This window comes from Thalassovita gelatinovora, from assembly GCF_001458355.1.
GTDB classification, from domain to species: Bacteria; Pseudomonadota; Alphaproteobacteria; order Rhodobacterales; family Rhodobacteraceae; genus Thalassobius; species Thalassobius gelatinovorus.
Genome location: NZ_CYSA01000005.1, coordinates 48,109 through 65,689, shown reverse-complemented (window position 1 = coordinate 65,689; position 17,581 = coordinate 48,109). Strand labels below are relative to the sequence as shown.

The 17,581-nt window shown below is 58.7% G+C and carries 17 protein-coding genes; 7 read left to right on the top strand and 10 right to left on the bottom strand.

All coding sequences use genetic code 11. The features are described from left to right. Positions 1 to 17 precede the first annotated feature (17 nt). Positions 18 to 824: a serine O-acetyltransferase gene (gene cysE, locus TG4357_RS02050; RefSeq protein ID WP_058261215.1), complete on the top strand. Its 807-nt coding sequence runs from the start codon at positions 18 to 20 to the stop codon at positions 822 to 824. Here the strand turns inward: cysE and TG4357_RS02045 are convergent, their stop codons facing one another. Further along, positions 825 to 1,064 (bottom strand): DUF6552 family protein, encoded by a 240-nt coding sequence (locus TG4357_RS02045; RefSeq protein WP_058261214.1) that lies wholly within the window; start codon positions 1,062 to 1,064, stop codon positions 825 to 827. Positions 1,065 to 1,163: 99 nt separating this feature from the next. On the opposite strand from TG4357_RS02045, the gene TG4357_RS02040 reads away from it, so the two are divergent. Both TG4357_RS02040 and TG4357_RS02035 read left to right on the top strand, forming a co-directional pair. Beyond that, positions 1,164 to 2,006: a LysR family transcriptional regulator gene (locus TG4357_RS02040; RefSeq protein ID WP_158509042.1), complete on the top strand. Its 843-nt coding sequence runs from the start codon at positions 1,164 to 1,166 to the stop codon at positions 2,004 to 2,006. A gap of 382 nt (positions 2,007 to 2,388) precedes the next feature. Next, positions 2,389 to 2,886, top strand: a complete 498-nt coding sequence (locus TG4357_RS02035; RefSeq protein ID WP_058261212.1) for an anthrone oxygenase family protein — start codon at positions 2,389 to 2,391, stop codon at positions 2,884 to 2,886. 66 nt (positions 2,887 to 2,952) lie between these two features. Here TG4357_RS02035 and TG4357_RS02030 read toward each other — a convergent pair whose 3' ends face one another. The 4 genes from TG4357_RS02030 to TG4357_RS02015 form a co-directional block, all read right to left on the bottom strand. Beyond that, on the bottom strand, positions 2,953 to 4,248 hold the full coding sequence (locus tag TG4357_RS02030) for a pyruvate dehydrogenase complex dihydrolipoamide acetyltransferase (protein WP_058261211.1): 1,296 nt from the start codon (positions 4,246 to 4,248) through the stop codon (positions 2,953 to 2,955). A 12-nt stretch (positions 4,249 to 4,260) separates the two neighbouring features. Continuing rightward, entirely contained in the window at positions 4,261 to 5,619 is a 1,359-nt protein-coding gene (locus TG4357_RS02025; protein ID WP_058261210.1) for a pyruvate dehydrogenase complex E1 component subunit beta, read from the bottom strand. A 17-nt stretch (positions 5,620 to 5,636) separates the two neighbouring features. Beyond that, complete coding sequence (gene pdhA / locus TG4357_RS02020; RefSeq protein ID WP_058261209.1) at positions 5,637 to 6,638, bottom strand: pyruvate dehydrogenase (acetyl-transferring) E1 component subunit alpha; 1,002 nt, start codon at positions 6,636 to 6,638, stop codon at positions 5,637 to 5,639. Between the two features lie 190 nt (positions 6,639 to 6,828). Then, complete coding sequence (locus TG4357_RS02015; RefSeq protein ID WP_058261208.1) at positions 6,829 to 7,128, bottom strand: FtsB family cell division protein; 300 nt, start codon at positions 7,126 to 7,128, stop codon at positions 6,829 to 6,831. Between the two features lie 236 nt (positions 7,129 to 7,364). Between TG4357_RS02015 and TG4357_RS02010 the strand changes: the two genes are divergently transcribed. Beyond that, positions 7,365 to 8,978: an acyl-CoA dehydrogenase family protein gene (locus TG4357_RS02010; protein ID WP_058261207.1), complete on the top strand. Its 1,614-nt coding sequence runs from the start codon at positions 7,365 to 7,367 to the stop codon at positions 8,976 to 8,978. Positions 8,979 to 8,994: 16 nt separating this feature from the next. Here the strand turns inward: TG4357_RS02010 and TG4357_RS02005 are convergent, their stop codons facing one another. From TG4357_RS02005 to TG4357_RS01990, 4 genes are all read right to left on the bottom strand, one after another. Then, a complete protein-coding gene (locus TG4357_RS02005) occupies positions 8,995 to 9,501 on the bottom strand; it encodes a GNAT family N-acetyltransferase (RefSeq protein ID WP_058261292.1) in 507 nt (168 codons plus the stop codon). Between the two features lie 191 nt (positions 9,502 to 9,692). After that, positions 9,693 to 10,865 (bottom strand): winged helix-turn-helix domain-containing protein, encoded by a 1,173-nt coding sequence (locus tag TG4357_RS02000; protein WP_058261206.1) that lies wholly within the window; start codon positions 10,863 to 10,865, stop codon positions 9,693 to 9,695. 170 nt (positions 10,866 to 11,035) lie between these two features. Continuing rightward, positions 11,036 to 11,929 (bottom strand): fructose bisphosphate aldolase, encoded by an 894-nt coding sequence (locus TG4357_RS01995; RefSeq protein WP_058261205.1) that lies wholly within the window; start codon positions 11,927 to 11,929, stop codon positions 11,036 to 11,038. A gap of 160 nt (positions 11,930 to 12,089) precedes the next feature. Next, on the bottom strand, positions 12,090 to 13,292 hold the full coding sequence (locus tag TG4357_RS01990) for a phosphoglycerate kinase (protein WP_058261204.1): 1,203 nt from the start codon (positions 13,290 to 13,292) through the stop codon (positions 12,090 to 12,092). Between the two features lie 124 nt (positions 13,293 to 13,416). Here TG4357_RS01990 and TG4357_RS01985 point away from each other — a divergent pair, with 124 nt between their 5' ends. Together TG4357_RS01985 and TG4357_RS01980 are read left to right on the top strand one after the other, a co-directional pair. Further along, positions 13,417 to 13,929 (top strand): peptidylprolyl isomerase, encoded by a 513-nt coding sequence (locus TG4357_RS01985; protein ID WP_058261203.1) that lies wholly within the window; start codon positions 13,417 to 13,419, stop codon positions 13,927 to 13,929. Further along, on the top strand, positions 13,916 to 14,485 hold the full coding sequence (locus TG4357_RS01980; RefSeq protein ID WP_233487410.1) for a peptidylprolyl isomerase: 570 nt from the start codon (positions 13,916 to 13,918) through the stop codon (positions 14,483 to 14,485). Before TG4357_RS01985 ends, TG4357_RS01980 begins: the two co-directional genes overlap by 14 nt. Before the next feature lie 70 nt (positions 14,486 to 14,555). On the opposite strand, the gene TG4357_RS01975 is transcribed toward TG4357_RS01980, so the two are convergent. Then, on the bottom strand, positions 14,556 to 15,740 hold the full coding sequence (locus TG4357_RS01975) for a pyridoxal phosphate-dependent aminotransferase (RefSeq protein WP_058261202.1): 1,185 nt from the start codon (positions 15,738 to 15,740) through the stop codon (positions 14,556 to 14,558). 267 nt (positions 15,741 to 16,007) lie between these two features. On the opposite strand from TG4357_RS01975, the gene cysS reads away from it, so the two are divergent. Continuing rightward, entirely contained in the window at positions 16,008 to 17,495 is a 1,488-nt protein-coding gene (gene cysS, locus TG4357_RS01970) for a cysteine--tRNA ligase (protein ID WP_058261201.1), read from the top strand. Positions 17,496 to 17,581 lie beyond the last annotated feature (86 nt).

The following is a 17,581-nucleotide window of genomic DNA, read 5'->3' as shown; positions in this document are numbered from 1 at the left end:
ACCGGAGGACCTTATCCATGGCCAAGACGAAGACACAATTTGCCGAACTCGATCCTGTCTGGAACCAGATCAGGACCGAGGCTGAGGATGCCGTTGAAAAGGAACCTCTGCTGGGCGGGCTGATCCATTCCAGCATCCTGCACCACGAAACCATTGAAAACGCGCTGGCTTATCGGACGTCGTTGAAATTGGCTTCGGGCGAAATGTCGGAACAGTTGATCCGCGAAATTTGCGACGCCGCTTATTCCGATGATCCGGCTTTGGCTTTGGCCGCACGGGCCGATATCGCGGCCGTATATGATCGTGATCCGGCCTGCCATCGGTTCTTGCAACCCTTGATGTTCTTCAAGGGGTTTCAGGCACTGCAATCTTACCGCGTCGCGCATTGGCTGTGGCAGCAGGGCCGCCGCGACATGGCCTATTTTTTCCAGATGCGGATTTCGGAACAGTTCGGGGTCGATATCCACCCCGCGGCCCGGATCGGCAAGGGCATCATGATCGACCACGCCCATTCTATCGTGATCGGGGAAACCGCCGTGGTCGGTGACAACGTGTCGATGCTGCATTCTGTAACGTTGGGCGGCACCGGCAAGGAAGAAGAAGACCGCCATCCCAAGATCGGCGATGGCGTGCTGATCGGGGCCGGGGCCAAGGTTTTGGGCAATATTCATGTCGGACATTGTTCGCGCATCGCCGCCGGGTCGGTGGTGCTGCACGAAGTGCCGCCGAAATCCACCGTTGCCGGGGTGCCGGCCAAGGTGGTGGGCGAAGCCGGATGTTCGACCCCGTCGATCACGATGGATCAGTTGCTGGGCACCAAGTGATCAGCGGCTGAGTAATCCCGCGATCATCGACCCAAGGGCGACTAAGTGGATCAACATGATCGCGCGGTCATTCCACATCACACCCACGGAAAACCATCCGACAAGGCCGATCAGGAACAGGTAGATGTTCCACGGCGCCATGTCAAAGGCGGTGAAGGCATAGCCGAAAATCTGTGCGACCGAGGCGGTCCATTTTACGGCATGGGTGAAATTGACATTCCGAGGCAGGCTTGTTTGCATCTCATCTCTCCTGACTTATGGCGGATTAATGCCGTGTCAGCGGGCGTTTGACTATTCATGCTTTCAGGTCATACTATGTAGAAAAACTACAGGATGACGATGCCCCGCTTGCGCCTTTCCCCGATCCGTACCTTCGATGCCGTTGCCCGTCACGGAAATTTCAGGCTGGCGGCGGAGGAATTGAATCTGACCCATGGTGCAGTGGCGCAGCAGATTCGCGCGTTAGAGGATCAGTTGGGCCTGCCATTGTTCGAACGGCTGCCGCGCGGGGTGACCCTGACCGGTTCGGGGGCGCATCTGGCCAAGGCGTCCCGAACGGCATTGGACCTGATTGATCAGGCGGTAGATGCCTTGGGAACCGACCAGAAAACATTGCAAATAAGTGTTCCACCCAGTTTTGCTGCCCGTTGGCTGGTCGCCGCAGTTCCTGAATTCGAAGCCGCGCATCCCGATTTGCGTCTGGCCATTTGTGCCGATGAAAAAGTGCAACCGCTGCGCCGAGGGATCGTCGATGCAGCGATCCGCATGGGGCCATGCCCTAAGGTCCAGGGGGGCGAGGTTACGCGTCTGAAAACGGTTGAATTGGTGGCGGTGGCAACGCCTGACTATGCCGAACGGGTTGGGTCAGCCCCAGAATTCAAGGGTGCAGTATTATTGCAGGATGCGCATGGGTATTGGGACCGGTTTCTGCCGGGGCGTGACCGGGATATCCGACGTTACAACTACACCGTCCTTGCGATTGATGCGGCGATCGAAGGGCAGGGCGTGGCGATTGCCCCGCGGCTATTGGTGGAAAAACCGCTGCGCCGGGGCGACCTGCGGGAAATATGGCAGCCGCAAACCGGTGGGGATATCGGGTATTACCTGATTCACGCTGCGGGGCTGCAGAGTGCCGACCCGGTGCTGCGCTTTGCCGGTTGGATTGCGAACGCGCTAGCCTGACGGAAACGTTTGGTTCAACCGGGGGCAGGATGCGATCCGCGCCGGGTGATCAGATGAGGCCCCGGGCGTCAGATGCATTTTCCAAAACGATAATCGTCCGGCGGGTGGAAAAGGTACTGAATATTTTTCAGTGCGTTAGGAGGTAAACCTAAATCATTCACGGACTGTTTTTGTGGTCTGTGCGGTCAGGCCCGAATATGCCGTTGGTGGTACGGTTCGGTCCCTGCCTTTTCGGTGACCGCAACAAATCCGCGTATTTGTCAGATAATTCATTGCTTGACATTGTGTAAAGTTGCGAGCTATCCGGTGTTGGCTTGACATAATGTCAAGTGACTATTTGAGCGCAATATTTTCGTGGCGATTATCAAAAGGAGAACCGAATATGTCAGAGGATTGGATCGTCTGGGGCATCGTCGCCCTATCTTTGGCTGCTGGACTTGTTGCCGGGATTTTCCTGGCTTTTTCCGATTTCATCATGACCTCGCTTGCCAATTCGAAACCCGCTGCAGGAACCGAAGCGATGCAGATCATCAACCGCAAAGTCTATGGATCGATCTTCATGGTGCTGTTGGTGGGGCTGGTTCCGGTTTCGGTCGCGATGGCGTTGTTGGGCCATTTCTATCTGCCGGGATCGGTGGCGGTTTGGCTGATCGCGGGGGCGGTGCTGTATATTGTTGGTGTCATGCTGGTTACGGGGGTTTGCAATGTGCCGATGAACATGCGGCTTGAAGCGATGCCGCAGGCCGGGGCGGCGGCGCAGGCTTATTGGCCGGAATACGTTAAAACCTGGGTGCTTTGGAACCATTTGCGCACGTTGGCATCCTTCGGAACGATGGCGTGCTATGTCATTGCTGCGGTGCAACTGGCCAAGGCGGTGTGATCCGGCACGAAAAAAGCGCCCGCTGATTGGCTGCGGGCGCTTTTGTTTTCGTTCAGAAAAATTCCGTCAGGCCAGCATCACCATCGGGTTTTCCAGATTATCAACGATCGCTTTCAGCAGGTTGGCACCAAGTGCGCCGTCGATGACCCGGTGATCGACCGACATGGTGACCGACATCACGGTTGCCACGGTCAGTTCGCCATCTTCGCCGACAACCGGTTTTTTGACTCCCGATCCCACGGCCAGAATGCCCGCATGCGGCGGGTTCACGATGGCGTCGAAATTATCGATGCCGAACATGCCGAGGTTGGAAATTGCAAAACTGCCGCCCTGATATTCATGCGGGGCCAATTTGCGGTCGCGGGCGCGTTTGGCCAGATCCTTCATTTCAGACGACAGCGCCGACAGGGATTTCATGTCGGCATCCTGCAACACCGGGGTGAACAACCCGCCTTCGATGGCCACGGCCACGGCCACATCCGACGGTTTCAGTTGCAGCACCCGATCACCGGCCCAGACGGCGTTGGCCTGCGGCACGGCTTGCAGCGCGTTGGCGACGGCCTTGATGATGAAATCGTTGACCGAAAGTTTGACGCCGCGCGGTTCCAGTTGCTTGTTCAACTGGCTGCGGAATTTCAATAGCGCATCAAGCTTGATGTCACGGCGCAGATAGAAATGCGGCACGGTCTGCTTTGCTTCGGTCAGGCGCGCGGCGATGGTTTTGCGCATGCCGTCGAGCTTGATTTCCTGGTAATCGCGGCCTTCATACATGCGGGCCACCATATCGGCGGATGGTCCTGTCGGGGCCGCCGTTGCCGGGGTCGGGGCAGAGGCCGCAGGCGCGGCTGCCGGGGCGGCCGCAGGTTTGGCGGCGGCGGTTTCGACATCGGCCTTGACGATGCGCCCCCGCGGGCCGGAGCCGGTGATCTGAGTCAGGTCAAGACCTTTGTCGGCCGCAATGCGACGGGCCAGAGGCGAGGCAAAGAGGCGTCCGCCATCCGCTGCCGCAGGCGCAGCCGGGGCAGGGGCCGCAACCGGGCTTGCCACAGGCGCCGCGTCAGCCGGGGCCGCAGCAGCCGGGGCTGCGGCGGGTTCGGTCGCGATGTCATCGGCGCTTTCGCCGTCTTCGATCATCACCGCGATCGGGGTGTTGACCTTGACCCCTTCGGTGCCTTCGGCGATCAGGATTTTGCCGACGATGCCTTCATCGACGGCTTCGAATTCCATCGTCGCCTTGTCGGTTTCGATTTCAGCCAGCAGGTCGCCCGAGCTGACGGTGTCGCCTTCCTTGACCAGCCATTTGGCTAGGGTGCCTTCTTCCATCGTGGGGGACAGGGCGGGCATGAGGATTTCAGTGGGCATTGTCGTGTCTCCTCAGCGATAGGTCACTTGTTTCACCGCCGCGATCACCTCGTCGGTGGTGACCAGCGCCAGCTTTTCCAGGTTGGCGGCATAGGGCATCGGCACGTCCTTGCCGGTGCAGTTGATCACCGGCGCGTCGAGGTAATCAAAGGCGCGGGTCATGATCGTGGCCGACAGGTGGTTGCCGATGGATGCGACCGGGAAGCCTTCTTCGACGGTGACGCAGCGGTTGGTTTTCATCACCGAATTGAGCACCGTGTCGTAATCGATCGGGCGCAGGGTGCGCAGGTCGATGACTTCGGCGGAAATACCATCTGCGGCCAGCTTGTCGGCGGCTTCCAATGCGTATTGCATGCCGATACCGAAGCTGACGATGGTCACGTCGCTGCCTTCGCGCCAGATACGGGCCTTGCCAAAGGGTACGGTGAAATCATCCATCACCGGCACGTCGAAGGATTTGCCGTAAAGGATTTCGTTTTCGAGAAAAATAACCGGGTTGGGATCGCGGATCGCGGTTTTCATCAGGCCTTTGTAGTCCGAGGCCGAATAGGGCATCACGACCTTCAGGCCGGGGATCTGCGCGAACCACGCGGCGTAATCCTGACTGTGCTGGGCACCGACGCGGGCGGCGGCACCGTTGGGACCACGGAACACCATCGGCGCCCCCATCTGACCACCCGACATGTAAAGCGTTTTCGCCGCCGAGTTGATGATCTGGTCCATCGCTTGCATGGCGAAGTTGAAGGTCATGAATTCGACAATCGGGCGCAGACTGCCAAAGGAGGCACCGACGGCGATGCCGGCAAAGCCATGTTCTGTGATCGGGGTGTCGATCACCCGCTTCGATCCGAATTCGTCCAGCAGACCCTGGCTGATCTTGTAGGCGCCCTGATATTCGGCGACTTCTTCGCCCATCAGGAAAACGGTGTCGTCGCGGCGCATTTCTTCGGCCATCGCGTCGCGCAGCGCTTCGCGGACGGTTTGTTGTTTCACCGCGGTGCCTTCGGGCCAATCCGGTGACAGATCGGAAGGTTTGGCGATCGGGGCCGCAGCAGCGGGCGCCGCCGGGGCGGCTGGGGCAGGGGTTGCGGCCGCAGGGGCCGAAACGGCCACGTCATCGGCGCTTTCGCCGTCTTCGATCAGCACCGCGATCGGGGTGTTGACCTTGACCCCTTCGGTGCCTTCCGTGATCAGGATCTTGCCGACGATGCCTTCATCGACGGCTTCGAATTCCATCGTCGCCTTGTCGGTTTCGATTTCAGCGAGGATATCGCCCGACGAAACGGTATCGCCTTCCTTGACCAGCCATTTGGCCAGCGTGCCTTCTTCCATGGTCGGTGACAGGGCGGGCATGAGAATTTCGGTTGCCATTGGTCTAAATCTCCCCCTTATGCCTGCGCGTCGGCATAGATATCGGTCCACAGTTCTTCGACACCGGGTTCCGGGCTTTCCTTGGCGAATTCGGCGGATTTGTTCACGATATCCTTGATGTCCTTGTCGATCGCCTTGAGATCTTCTTCGGTGGCGTGTTTGCCGGTCAGCAGCAATTCGCGCACATGTTCGATCGGATCACGTTCTTCGCGCATTTTCTGCACTTCTTCGCGGGTCCGGTATTTCGCCGGGTCCGACATCGAATGACCGCGATAGCGGTAGGTTTTGATTTCGAGGATATAAGGCCCTTTGCCGTCGCGGCAGTGTTTGGTGGCCTTTTCGCTGGCCGCTTTCACCGCCAGCACGTCCATGCCATCGACGATTTCGCCGGGAATGCCGAACGGTTCGCCGCGGGTATGGATGTCTGCGGTCGAGGTCGACCGCGCCTGCGCGGTGCCCATGGCGTATTGGTTGTTTTCGATTACGAAAATCACCGGCAGTTTCCACAAGGCAGCCATGTTGAAGGTTTCATAAACCTGGCCCTGGTTCGCGGCCCCGTCGCCGAAATAGGTGAAAGTGACGTTGTCGTTTTCGAGATATTTATCGGCAAAAGCCAACCCCGCGCCCAGCGGCACCTGTGCGCCAACGATGCCATGGCCGCCGTAAAAATGCTTCTCTTTCGAGAACATGTGCATCGAGCCGCCCTTGCCCTTGGAATACCCGCCGGTCCGGCCGGTCAATTCCGCCATCACGCCCTTGGGGTCCATGCCGCAGGCCAGCATGTGGCCGTGGTCGCGGTAAGATGTGATGCGCTTGTCGCCGTCCTTGGTCGCGGCTTCCAGCCCGACCACGACCGCTTCTTGCCCGATATAGAGGTGGCAGAACCCACCGATCAGGCCCATGCCATACAGCTGCCCGGCCTTTTCTTCGAATCGCCGGATCAGCAACATGTCGCGGTAATATGTTTTCAGCTCTTCAGCGGAAACATTTGTTTTGGCTTGGGTTTTTCTGGCTGCCATTGGGCTTCCTCCTCCCGTTTCCAATAATAGTTTAGCGTTAAACTATCTTATAAAGGATTTTTTCACACAGGGCGAGACTAAATTGACGCAAGGTCGAAAACGACCGCGCCTGCGCCAAGTATTGGTCAACGAAGGGGCGTTATGCAAGGATTCGGCGGGATTGCCCGGCCTGCCTGCGGCTGGGGCGATTTCAGCGGATGACGATTTCGTCACTGCGGATCATGCCCAGAACCGAACGCGCCTGTTCATCCAGCAGATCAAGGTCAAGATAGCCATCAGACAACCGACGGGTCAGGTTTTCCATCCGCGCGACCTGCGCGTCGAGCAGGGCAAGGTCACTTTGCAAGATGTCGGATTCGGCCTGAATTTCAACGCGGCGGAATAACCCGTATCCGCCCTGAACGGCGGCAAAGGTAAAATAAGAGCCAAGCATGAAGGCCACTGCGAAATAAGCCCAAGCGCCGATGGCGGGTCGTTTCCTGCGTTGCATTTTTCTGCCTCGTGTTCCGCCTCTTGCAGGACGGTAGGACCATTGTGCCACAAGTGACTCGTTTTGGGAATCCCCCCCAAAAGTATGTATCTGCCTTTTTTACACTTATTCGGGCAGAGGCAAGCCAAGTCTGATCGGTAACAGGACCGGCGCTAAATTGGTCCGTCGTGGCGTCATGCTGGATCGAAACGGAAATTCGGACCATCGTGGTCCCGTCAACCGAAGGAGGAGCCGGGATGACCGAGGGCCATAGCGTATTTTCAACCCATGAAGTGACCAATCAACCCGTCCCGCGCGGGGCGCGCGATCTGTGGGCCGAAGACCGGCCATTGATGGATCTGGCGGGGACAATGCGTGCGGATGTCGGGGCTTTGGCCAAGGCCGGGCGCGCCTTTGGGACCGAAGACATGTTGCAAGCCGCCGAAGACGCCCGCCGTGATGCGCCGCGGCTGAAGCTGTTCGACCGGTCGGGGCGGCGGTTGGACGAGGTGGAATTTCACCCCGGCTATCATCAGGTGATGGATCTGGGCGTGACCCACGGCTATGCCGCTGCTGCTTGGGAAGGCAAGCCGGGCGGTCATGTTACCCATGCGGCGCTGTGTTATTTCATGGCGCAACTGGAGCCGGGAATTTCCTGCCCGTTGACGATGACCTATGCCGCCGTACCCGCGTTGCAGAATGATCCTGCTTTGGCTGCGGCATGGGGGCCGAAGTTGACCGCACGGCATTACGATCCCTCGGTCAGGCCGTTATCGGCCAAGCGGGGCGTGACCATGGGCATGGCGATGACCGAAAAACAGGGTGGATCGGATGTGCGCGCCAATGCCACCATGGCGGTGCGCGATGGCGATGCCTATCGGTTGACCGGGCATAAATGGTTCTGTTCCGCGCCGATGTGCGACGGGTTTCTGACCTTGGCACAGGCCCCCGAAGGGTTGAGCTGTTTTCTGGTGCCGCGCTGGTTGGAAGATGGCAGCCGCAACACGATGCATTTGCAGCGGTTGAAGGACAAGTTGGGCAATCGCGCCAACGCGTCGTCGGAAATCGAATATCACAATACGCTGGCGTATCGTTTGGGCGAAGAAGGTCAGGGGGTGAAAACCATTATCGAAATGGTGCATCACACCCGGCTTGATACCGCGATGGCCCCGGCGGGGTTGATGCGGGCTGCCCTGTCCGAGGCGAAATGGTGGATCAGCCACCGCAGTGCCTTTCAGCGCCGATTGATCGACCAGCCGCTGATGCAAGCGGTGATCGCCGATCTGGCGCTGGATTGGGAAGCGGCGTTGGCGCTGGCGATGGGGTGTGCCCAAGCGTTTGACAGCGACCGGCCAGAAGACCGCGCCTTTGCCCGGATCGCTGTGGCGTTGGCGAAATACTTGTCCAACAAGCGGGCACCGGGGGTGATTTACGAAGCGATGGAGGCGCTTGGCGGCATGGGCTATATCGAGGAAACCCCGATGCCGATGCTGTACCGCGAAGCGCCGCTGAATTCGATCTGGGAAGGGTCGGGCAACGTGATCTGTCTGGATATCCTGCGCACGCTGGCCAAAGCGCCTTTGGCGGCCGAGGCGTTGATGGATCGGTTGCAACGGGTTGCGGGCGCGGATGCGCGCTTTGATGCCGCTTTGAAAACCCATCTGGACCGTTGGCCCGCTTTGCCGACCGAAGCCGAGGCGCGTTGGTTCACCGAAAGCCTTGCCACGTTGTTGGCGGCGGCCATGCTGATCGAAACCGCGCCCCATGCGGTTGCGGATGGTTTCGTGACGTCCCGGATTGCTGGGGGCCGCGGGGTCACAGCAGGAGCTGTATCGGGGTTGGATGTGGCCGCGATCATCGCGCGGATTTAACGCTGCGGGTTTGGAATTACGGCGTGGCGCGGTCGTTCAGCCGTAATTGCAGCATCGCCAGATCCAGCCAGCGGCCGAATTTTTGCCCGACCTGCGGCATCAGCCCGGTCTGTTGGAAGCCAAGCTGTTGATGCAGCCGGATCGATGCCGCATTGCCGGCCTCGATCGCGGCCACCATCACATGCAGCCCGTCTGTTTGTGCCTGTTTGATCAGTGCCTGCATCAAGTGACGCCCGGTACCGCTGCCGCGCCGTGTGGCATCGACATAGACGGAATGTTCCACCGTCATCCGATAGCCGTCAAAGGCACGGAACGGGCCATAGCTGGCATAGCCGAAAACGGCTGCGGCATCACAGGCGACCAGCACCGGGAAACCCTGCGCCTGACGCTGGACGATCCAGTCGGCGCGGTTGGCGGCATCGACCGTCACATCGTTCCAGATCGCCGTCGTATGAAGCACCGCGTCGTTATAGATCGCGGCGATGGCGGCGGCGTCTCCGGCGGTTGCATTTCTGATCTGCATGGTCATCCAAATTTGAAGTAAAGCGACTGGCCATATCATAGGGCCATAGGCCGATTGCCTGCCAGTTGAGTTTGGACGGTCGAACGCAAAAATGTCGGGTTCCGTTTGGAAAAAAGAACCGCGCAAACAGGTGCCTAAAAACAAAGCCGTCACTCATTCTGATCGGCGCGGCGCCAAGCAGGACAAGGGTGTTAGCCTGCGCAGAGCCAGCTCACCGCGTCCAACCCCGCAAGCCGGGAAAATCGGGAAAGTTCCGCATCCAGTTTTTCAGCGCGTTTTGCCGTGTGCGCAACCTCTGGTTCGGGCCAATAGTTGAGCACGTTCAGCGTCCCGCTGGAACGATCCGCCTTTGCTTCGAGCCGCCCGACAAAGCGGCTGCCTTCCAGCACCGGGAACACGTAATAGCCCCATTGACGTTTTTGTGCCGGGACGAACATTTCAACCGTGTAATCGAAACCGAACAGGCGTTTCAGACGGGTCCGGTCGCGGATCGCCGGGTCGAACGGGTTGAGAATGCGCAATCTGGAAGTCGGCGCGGGGCAGTTTTGCAATCGCGTTTCGATGTCGGGACAGGCTTTGGCCTTGGTCCAACGACCATCGGCGGACTGGACTTCGACGGAAATCAGCGCCTTGGTTTCGCGAGCGGCCCAGTCGGTGACTTCTTTCCCGTCCACCGCATCCCAGAATTTGCGCACCTCTCCAAGCGTGCCGAAACCAATCCGGTCAAGGGCGGCCCGGCACAGCCAGTCGATTTGATCACGATCTGCCATGTCCCGGTCGCGCAGATCGGCAGGAAAGACCCGGTCCGAAAGGTCGTAATATTTGGTGAAACCGTCCCGATGCGAAGTGGTAAGTTCGCCAGAATACCACATGTAATCAAGCGCCAGTTTGTGCGGCGGACGCCGCCACATTTCCCGGGGGCCTTCGATCTTGGTGTCAAAGGCATGGGTGGACAAAGGACCTTCGTCGGCGATGCGGCGTTTGATGGCGTCGCGCAGGGTGGCGCTTGGCTTGCCGCCATACCACGAGGACCGTTCTATTTTTTCTTTCATCCGTCGAAACTGACGTTGCCACATTGGCAGAAATTCCATCGGCAAGACCGAGGCGTCATGAGTGAAATGTTCGAACACCGACCGATTTTTGGCCAATAATGTTTCCAACATCGGTTCGCGGTAATTCTGGTTCCGGCTCCACAAGATGTGATGATGGGCACGGGCCACAACCTGTATGGTATCGAGCTGAACAAATCCGAGGTTGCGAACCAGCGTGATTGGGTCGAATTGCCCGGTCGGCGTGGTGGCCAGACCGTGCGCAGCAAGCCAAAGATGCCTGGCGTCGCGGTTTGAAATCCTCAGGGCCGACACGGTTGTTCCATAGTCAATGCGTTCCGGTGGAAAGGATGGGACAGGGCCGAAAGTATTCAATCGGCACTATTGCGCAAGGCAAAGCACGCGCGGCAGCATAAAAAAGGGGCGGTTTGTACCGCCCCTGATCCAATGATGATGGTTTTACGCGGTCAAGCGGACCGACCGGTTCAGCCCGCGACCGACGCGTCAAAGATGCTTTGGATGCTGGTATCGAGCGTTTTGTCAAAATCCGCGTCGCTTTGCTGGGCCGACAGACCTTCGGTCAGGGCGCGCGAAAAACTGGCGATCATGCCGGTGTTTTGCGACAGGCGGGTATTGGCTTCTTCTCGGCTATACCCACCCGACAGCGCCACAACCCGCAGCACATTGGGATGATCAACCAGCGGTTTGTAGGTGTTGGCCACTTCCGGCAGGGTCAGTTTCAGCATGACCTGCTGGCCTTCGGGCAGCGCGTCGAGGTGTTTCTTGATCTCGGCCAGAAGGATCTGTTCGGCTTCGGCCTTGTCGGCGATGGTGATGGTGACTTCTGGTTCGATGATCGGCATCAAGCCGTGCGACAGGATTTGTTTGCCAATCTCAAACTGCTGGGCAACCACGGCGGCGATTCCCGACGCCGAGGCGGCATCGATGACCGAACGCATTTTGGTGCCGAAAATGCCTTTGGACACGGCTTTTTTCAGCAGCGCGTCCAGATTGGGCATCGGTTTGAGCCGGCGCACGCCGTCTGCTTCGTCGGCCAAACCGCTGTCGACCTTGAGGAAGGGAACAACCTTGCAGTCTTCCCAAAGATAGGTGGCGGTGGGTTTGCCGTCGATGTCACCGTCCATGGTGCGTTCGAACAGGATAGCACCCAGAACCCGGTTGCCGTCAAAGGCGCGTGATTTGATGATGCGTGCCCGCATGTCGTGGATCAGGCCGAACATTTCCGCGTCAGAGCTGTAAGCGCTTTCCTCAACGCCATAGAGTTTCAGCGCCTTCGGAGTCGAGCCACCGCTTTGGTCGAGCGCCGCGATAAAGCCTTTGCCCGATCTGATTTGTTCGGTTTGTGTCTGGTCGGTCATGATCAATATCCACCTGCTGCAATCGTTTTGGACGCTTGGCGCCCGGTCTGGCCAAGGCAATAGGCGACCGGGCGTAAGGATACAATTCGGTTGGCGCTAACGCACACAGATTTTTTCGCATTTGCTCGTTCTTAGCGCTGAATCGGCCCGACCTGTGCGATCAGACCGGGCTGAGTTCGGAAGCTTCGAGCGCGGCAACGCCGGGCAGGGTTTTGCCTTCCATCCATTCCAGGAACGCGCCGCCTGCGGTCGAAATATAGGTGAAGCTGTCGGCGGCCCCGGCTTGATTGAGCGCGGCCACGGTATCGCCGCCACCGGCGACGGAAATCAGCGATCCGGCACGGCTCAGTTCGGCCGCCTTTTGCGCGGCGGCATTGGTGCCGGTATCGAAGGGGGCGATTTCGAACGCGCCCAATGGTCCGTTCCAGATCAGCGTTTTGGCCTGTTCCAGAATGGTCACAATCCGCGCGACAGCCTGCGGCCCGGCATCGAGGATCATTTTATCGGCGGGGCAGGCATCCGCAGCGACGACCGTGTTTTCGGCCCCGGCCTTGAATTCGGCGGCGACCACAACGTCGACGGGCAGAACGATTTCACAGCCTGCGGCCTTGGCTTTGCCAAAGATTTCGGCTGCGGTGTCGGTCATGTCGTGTTCGCACAGCGATTTGCCCACATCGATGCCTTGCGCGGCCAGAAACGTGTTGGCCATGCCGCCGCCGATCACCAGATAATCGACCTTTTCGACCAGATTGCCCAGCAGTTCCAGCTTGGTCGACACCTTGGCACCGCCCACCACGGCGACGACCGGCCGTTGCGGATGGCCCAGCGCATTTTCCAGCGCTTCGAGTTCGGCCTGCATCAGACGTCCGGCGCAGGACGGCAGGTGATGTGCCACCCCTTCGGTCGACGCATGCGCCCGGTGCGCGGCGGAAAACGCGTCATTGCAATAAACATCGGCTATCCGCGCCAAACGCGCGGCAAATTCGGGATCGTTCTTTTCTTCGCCGGCATGAAACCGGATGTTTTCCAGCAATACGACATCGGCGGATCTGATTTCACTGGTGCGGGATTCGATCGCTTCCAGTGTTTCGACAAAGGCGACTGTCCGGCCCAGCGCCTTTTCCAAGGCTTTCAGGGTGACCCGCAGGCTGAGTTCCAGCACGACCTTGCCTTTGGGACGTCCGAAATGTGCCACCAGGATCGGTTTGCCGCCTTTGGCAAGGATGTCGTTGATGGTGGGCACGATCCGTTCGATCCGGGTGGCATCCGTAACCTGACCATCCTTGACCGGCACGTTGATGTCGACGCGCAGCATCACGCATTTGCCGTTCAGATCCATGTCGTCCAGAGTTTTCCAAGCCATATCGCGACCTCCTCAAAATTTTGCGCAACACATGACCCGAAGCGCGGTTTGGGTCAAGCACCGGCTTGGCAAAGGGGGCCATGCAGCTTAGGTATCTGCCAAAGCTATTAAGAAGGAGCCCGACATGGCTGATATCAAAGACCCGGAAAACACCATCCTAATCGAATTGAAAGACGGCACCGTCGCCATTGAACTGTTGCCGGATGTGGCACCGAAACATTGTGACCGTATCAAGGAACTGGCGCGGGCAGGGCAGTATGACAACGTCGCATTCCACCGTGTGATCGACGGTTTCATGGCGCAAACCGGTGATGTGCAGAACGCCAATATGGAAAAGGATTACAACCCGGGCCGTGCGGGCACCGGCGGGTCCGATCTGCCTGATTTGCCAGCGGAATTTTCCAAACTGCCGCATGATCGCGGCACCTTGGGTGCGGCGCGGTCGCAGAACCCGAATTCGGCCAATTCGCAGTTCTTCATCAACTTCAAGGACAACCATTTCCTGAATGGCCAATACACGGTTTATGGCCGGGTGATTTCGGGGATGGATCTGGTCGACAATATCACCAAGGGCGAACCGCCCGCGAACCCCGACCGGATGATCAGCATGAAGGTGGCAGTCGATGTCGATGGATAAGAAATCCCTGCTGGCTGCGGGCGCTGTAATGGCGGTTCTGGCCGGTCCGGCTGCGGCGACAGGTCTCAGCATCGAAGTGGCCGGTGAAGGTGCCAATGGCACCGTCACCATCGATCTGTTCGAAGACGTGGCCCCCGGTCATGTCGCGCAAATCACCGCTTTGGCCGAAGCTGGTGCCTATGACAACGTGGCGTTTCACCGGGTGATCGACGGGTTCATGGCGCAAACCGGCGATGTGCAATATGGCAAGCTGGGCGGTGATATGCGCATGGCTGGGCGTGGCGGGTCGGACCGTCCCAATCTGAAGGCGGAATTTTCCGATGTTCCGTTTGAGCGCGGCGTGCTGGGTATGGCCCGGTCGCAGGACCCGGATTCGGCCAATTCGCAATTTTTCATCATGTTCGCGCCGGGCTATTTCCTGAACGGCGATTACACCGTCATCGGCAAGGTGACGGCGGGCATGGACATTGTGGACCAGATCAAGCGCGGCGAGGGTCGCAATGGCGAAGTGATGGGCCAGCCCGATATGATGAAAACGGTCACTGTCACCGAATGATCGGTCGGTTGACCGATCACTGTGACGCGAAAGCCCGGCATTGCGCCGGGCTTTTTCATTGGGTGTCGTCTCAGGCCGCAGCTTGTCGCGCCAAATCCCTGGCAAATGCGACCAGCGTTTCCAGCGCATCGCAGAATATGTCATCGGCCACGGTCATTGCCACCCGGACATGGCCCGCCGCCGCCTGACCGAAGCTTTCGCCGGGCATCACCGCGATGTGGTGCGCGTCGAGCAGACGGTTGGCGAAGCCGTCACCGCTTAGGCCGGTCGCGCGGATATCCAGCAGCAGATACATCGCGCCATCGGGATGCACCGGCTTGACGGCGGTTTGACCGGACAGGATTTTCAGCGCCTTGTCGCGGCGGCGTCGGAACGGAGCGGCAACGGCCGTTTCTGCAGCATCGCCCTGATTCAGGGCATAAAGCGCGGCATCCTGAATGAAACCGGCGACGCCGTAATTGGTGTTGGTGGCCAAATCTGCCAATACGGTGATCGCGTCGCGCGGTCCGATGATCCAGCCCAGCCGGCTGCCGGTCATGGCGTGGGATTTCGACATTGATCCAATCGCCAGCGTGCGGTCTGCCATGCCGGGCAAGGCGCGCGGGCTGAGATGTGTGCCTTGCCAGATCTGGCTGTCATAGACTTCGTCCGAGATCAGCCACATGTCATGGGTTTTCACCACCGCTGCGATATTGTCCAGCGTTTCGCGCGCATAGATCACGCCAGCAGGGTTGTTCGGGGTGTTGATCAGCAGTGATTTCGCACCACCGGCCACCGCGTCGATATCAGCGGCGAGCGGCTGAAACCCGTTTTCGGGCCGTGCCTTTACCGGGACAGGGAGCGCACCTCCCGACCGAATGGTGCCGGGATAGGTGACATAATAGGGATCGATGAACAGCGCCCGGTCGCCGGGATCGCAACAAGCCAGATGCGCCGCAAACAGCGCCGCTTGTCCGCCGGCGGTGATCAACACGTTGTCGCGCGTGGTTTCGACCCCGCTGCGGATGCGGATGCGTTCGGCCACCTTGTCGCGCAACCCCTTGATGCCGGGCACTTCGGCATAGCCGGTATGGCCACCGCGCGCCGAACGATGCATTGCGTCAAGGATGTCGGCGGCGGTGCGGGTATCGTGTTCACCGATGGTCAGCTCGATCACCGGCACGCCTGCCGCTTTCAGTTGCCGGGCGCGGTAAAACACATCCCAGCCATCCGAACCGCCAGCGTTGATATTCCGCACCCGGGAAGACAGCCGCATGTTAGACCTCATCACTTTGTTTTCGCACCACATTGCATTCGCAATGCGGTTTGGTTTGGCCGCAGCAGGCCCGCGATTGCCGGAATTGTCAATTCAGCGATTGTGACCCTGCCGATCACCAGCTATGATCGCAGTCATGAACGCAATGACCTGCATTATTTGCTGCATTATTCCCCGCTGAGCATTTCACGCGGGCCGTTCTTTGCTTCCAAAAACAAGACGAAGTTGATAAGCCCGCCGCGAGCCCGGCTGCGCGTGTGAGGACGTATGACGACGATCAAGCTGCACAATACCAAGACCCGCAAGAAAGAGGTCTTTACCCCCATCGATCCCGACAATGTACGGATGTATGTCTGTGGGCCCACGGTGTACGACCGCGCCCATATCGGCAATGCGCGCCCAGTGGTGGTGTTCGACACCCTGTTCCGGCTGTTGCGCCATGTCTACGGGGCCGATCACGTGACTTACGTGCGCAATTTTACCGACGTGGATGACAAGATCAACGCGCGGGCCGCCGAAAGCGGCAGGTCGATTGCCGAGATCACCGCCGAGACAACGCAATGGTATCTGGATGACATGGCGGCGCTCGGGGCATTGGAACCCACCCATATGCCGCGCGCCACTGCCTATATCGGCGCGATGATCGCGATGATCGCGGACCTGATCGACAAGGGGCACGCCTATGCCGCCGAGGGCCATGTGCTGTTTTCGGTGGAATCGTATAAAGATTATGGCGCTTTGTCGGGCCGGTCGATCGACGACATGATCGCCGGGGCAAGGGTCGAGGTCGCGCCGTACAAGCGCAACCCGATGGATTTCGTGCTGTGGAAACCGTCGAACGACGATCTGCCGGGCTGGGATAGCCCGTGGGGGCGTGGACGACCGGGCTGGCATATCGAATGTTCGGCGATGAGTTACGAATTGTTGGGGGCGACCTTCGACATTCATGGCGGCGGCAATGACCTGATGTTTCCGCATCACGAGAATGAAATTGCGCAAAGCTGCTGCGCCCATCCCGAAGGTCATTTTGCAAATTATTGGCTGCATAACGAGATGTTGCAGGTCGAGGGCAAGAAAATGTCCAAGAGCTTGGGCAATTTCTTCACCGTGCGGGATTTGCTGGACGGGCATGACGGGATGCCACCGGTTCCGGGCGAGGTGATCCGGTTTGTTTTCCTGTCGACGCATTATGGCAAACCGATGGACTGGACTGCCAAGAAGGCCGCTGCAGCAAAAGAAACGCTTCGAAAATGGGCTAGTGTAGCTGTACCTAGCACTCAGAAAGACATTGATAGCGATGTATTGGACGCAGTCGCTGACGATTTGAACGTCTGGGAAGCTTTTGTTCGATTGAATGAACTGTTCGAAAATGACGATAGAACTGCCTTGTCCGCTTCCGCAAAGTTCTTGGGTTTTGATCTTGAAGCGATAGTTAACGCCGACTGGGCGAAGCCATATGAATTTGAAGTAGATGACGGCACATGGTTTAAAGAAGGTATAGACTATCAACCTTCCGTTGGCGTTGTCGGTTGGGGAGAAATCTCTGATGAGTTGCGTGATTCAGCTCTCTCGATTGTTCGAAGGTGGCTCGGATTTCGAAGAGATAAAAACTGGGAGGCTGCTGATGATTTACGGACTAGAGCGGCTGCACTTGGTCTTGAATTAAGAGCCTATCGTTCGAAAAATGGTGTGAATGGAGGTCAGGCAAGTCTTGCAATCAGCGAGATTGATCCGGCCAAGCTGGAGGGGCTGTGATGGAACGGTTTCGCCTGCGGCGGGCGGGTCAAGGGGGGCTGTCTGCCCCCCTCTCCGTTCAAAATGCGCGCATTTTGAACGTCTAC

What these genes read in the sequence shown, in the direction of transcription:
- cysE (WP_058261215.1), top strand. Translation starts at nt 18, where the DNA reads ATGGCCAAGACGAAGACACAATTTGCCGAACTCGATCCTGTCTGGAAC.
- TG4357_RS02045 (WP_058261214.1), bottom strand. Translation starts at nt 1,064, where the DNA reads ATGCAAACAAGCCTGCCTCGGAATGTCAATTTCACCCATGCCGTAAAA.
- TG4357_RS02040 (WP_158509042.1), top strand. Translation starts at nt 1,164, where the DNA reads ATGCCCCGCTTGCGCCTTTCCCCGATCCGTACCTTCGATGCCGTTGCC.
- TG4357_RS02035 (WP_058261212.1), top strand. Translation starts at nt 2,389, where the DNA reads ATGTCAGAGGATTGGATCGTCTGGGGCATCGTCGCCCTATCTTTGGCT.
- TG4357_RS02030 (WP_058261211.1), bottom strand. Translation starts at nt 4,248, where the DNA reads ATGCCCACTGAAATCCTCATGCCCGCCCTGTCCCCCACGATGGAAGAA.
- TG4357_RS02025 (WP_058261210.1), bottom strand. Translation starts at nt 5,619, where the DNA reads ATGGCAACCGAAATTCTCATGCCCGCCCTGTCACCGACCATGGAAGAA.
- pdhA (WP_058261209.1), bottom strand. Translation starts at nt 6,638, where the DNA reads ATGGCAGCCAGAAAAACCCAAGCCAAAACAAATGTTTCCGCTGAAGAG.
- TG4357_RS02015 (WP_058261208.1), bottom strand. Translation starts at nt 7,128, where the DNA reads ATGCAACGCAGGAAACGACCCGCCATCGGCGCTTGGGCTTATTTCGCA.
- TG4357_RS02010 (WP_058261207.1), top strand. Translation starts at nt 7,365, where the DNA reads ATGACCGAGGGCCATAGCGTATTTTCAACCCATGAAGTGACCAATCAA.
- TG4357_RS02005 (WP_058261292.1), bottom strand. Translation starts at nt 9,501, where the DNA reads ATGCAGATCAGAAATGCAACCGCCGGAGACGCCGCCGCCATCGCCGCG.
- TG4357_RS01995 (WP_058261205.1), bottom strand. Translation starts at nt 11,929, where the DNA reads ATGACCGACCAGACACAAACCGAACAAATCAGATCGGGCAAAGGCTTT.
- TG4357_RS01990 (WP_058261204.1), bottom strand. Translation starts at nt 13,292, where the DNA reads ATGGCTTGGAAAACTCTGGACGACATGGATCTGAACGGCAAATGCGTG.
- TG4357_RS01985 (WP_058261203.1), top strand. Translation starts at nt 13,417, where the DNA reads ATGGCTGATATCAAAGACCCGGAAAACACCATCCTAATCGAATTGAAA.
- TG4357_RS01980 (WP_233487410.1), top strand. Translation starts at nt 13,916, where the DNA reads ATGTCGATGGATAAGAAATCCCTGCTGGCTGCGGGCGCTGTAATGGCG.
- TG4357_RS01975 (WP_058261202.1), bottom strand. Translation starts at nt 15,740, where the DNA reads ATGCGGCTGTCTTCCCGGGTGCGGAATATCAACGCTGGCGGTTCGGAT.
- cysS (WP_058261201.1), top strand. Translation starts at nt 16,008, where the DNA reads ATGACGACGATCAAGCTGCACAATACCAAGACCCGCAAGAAAGAGGTC.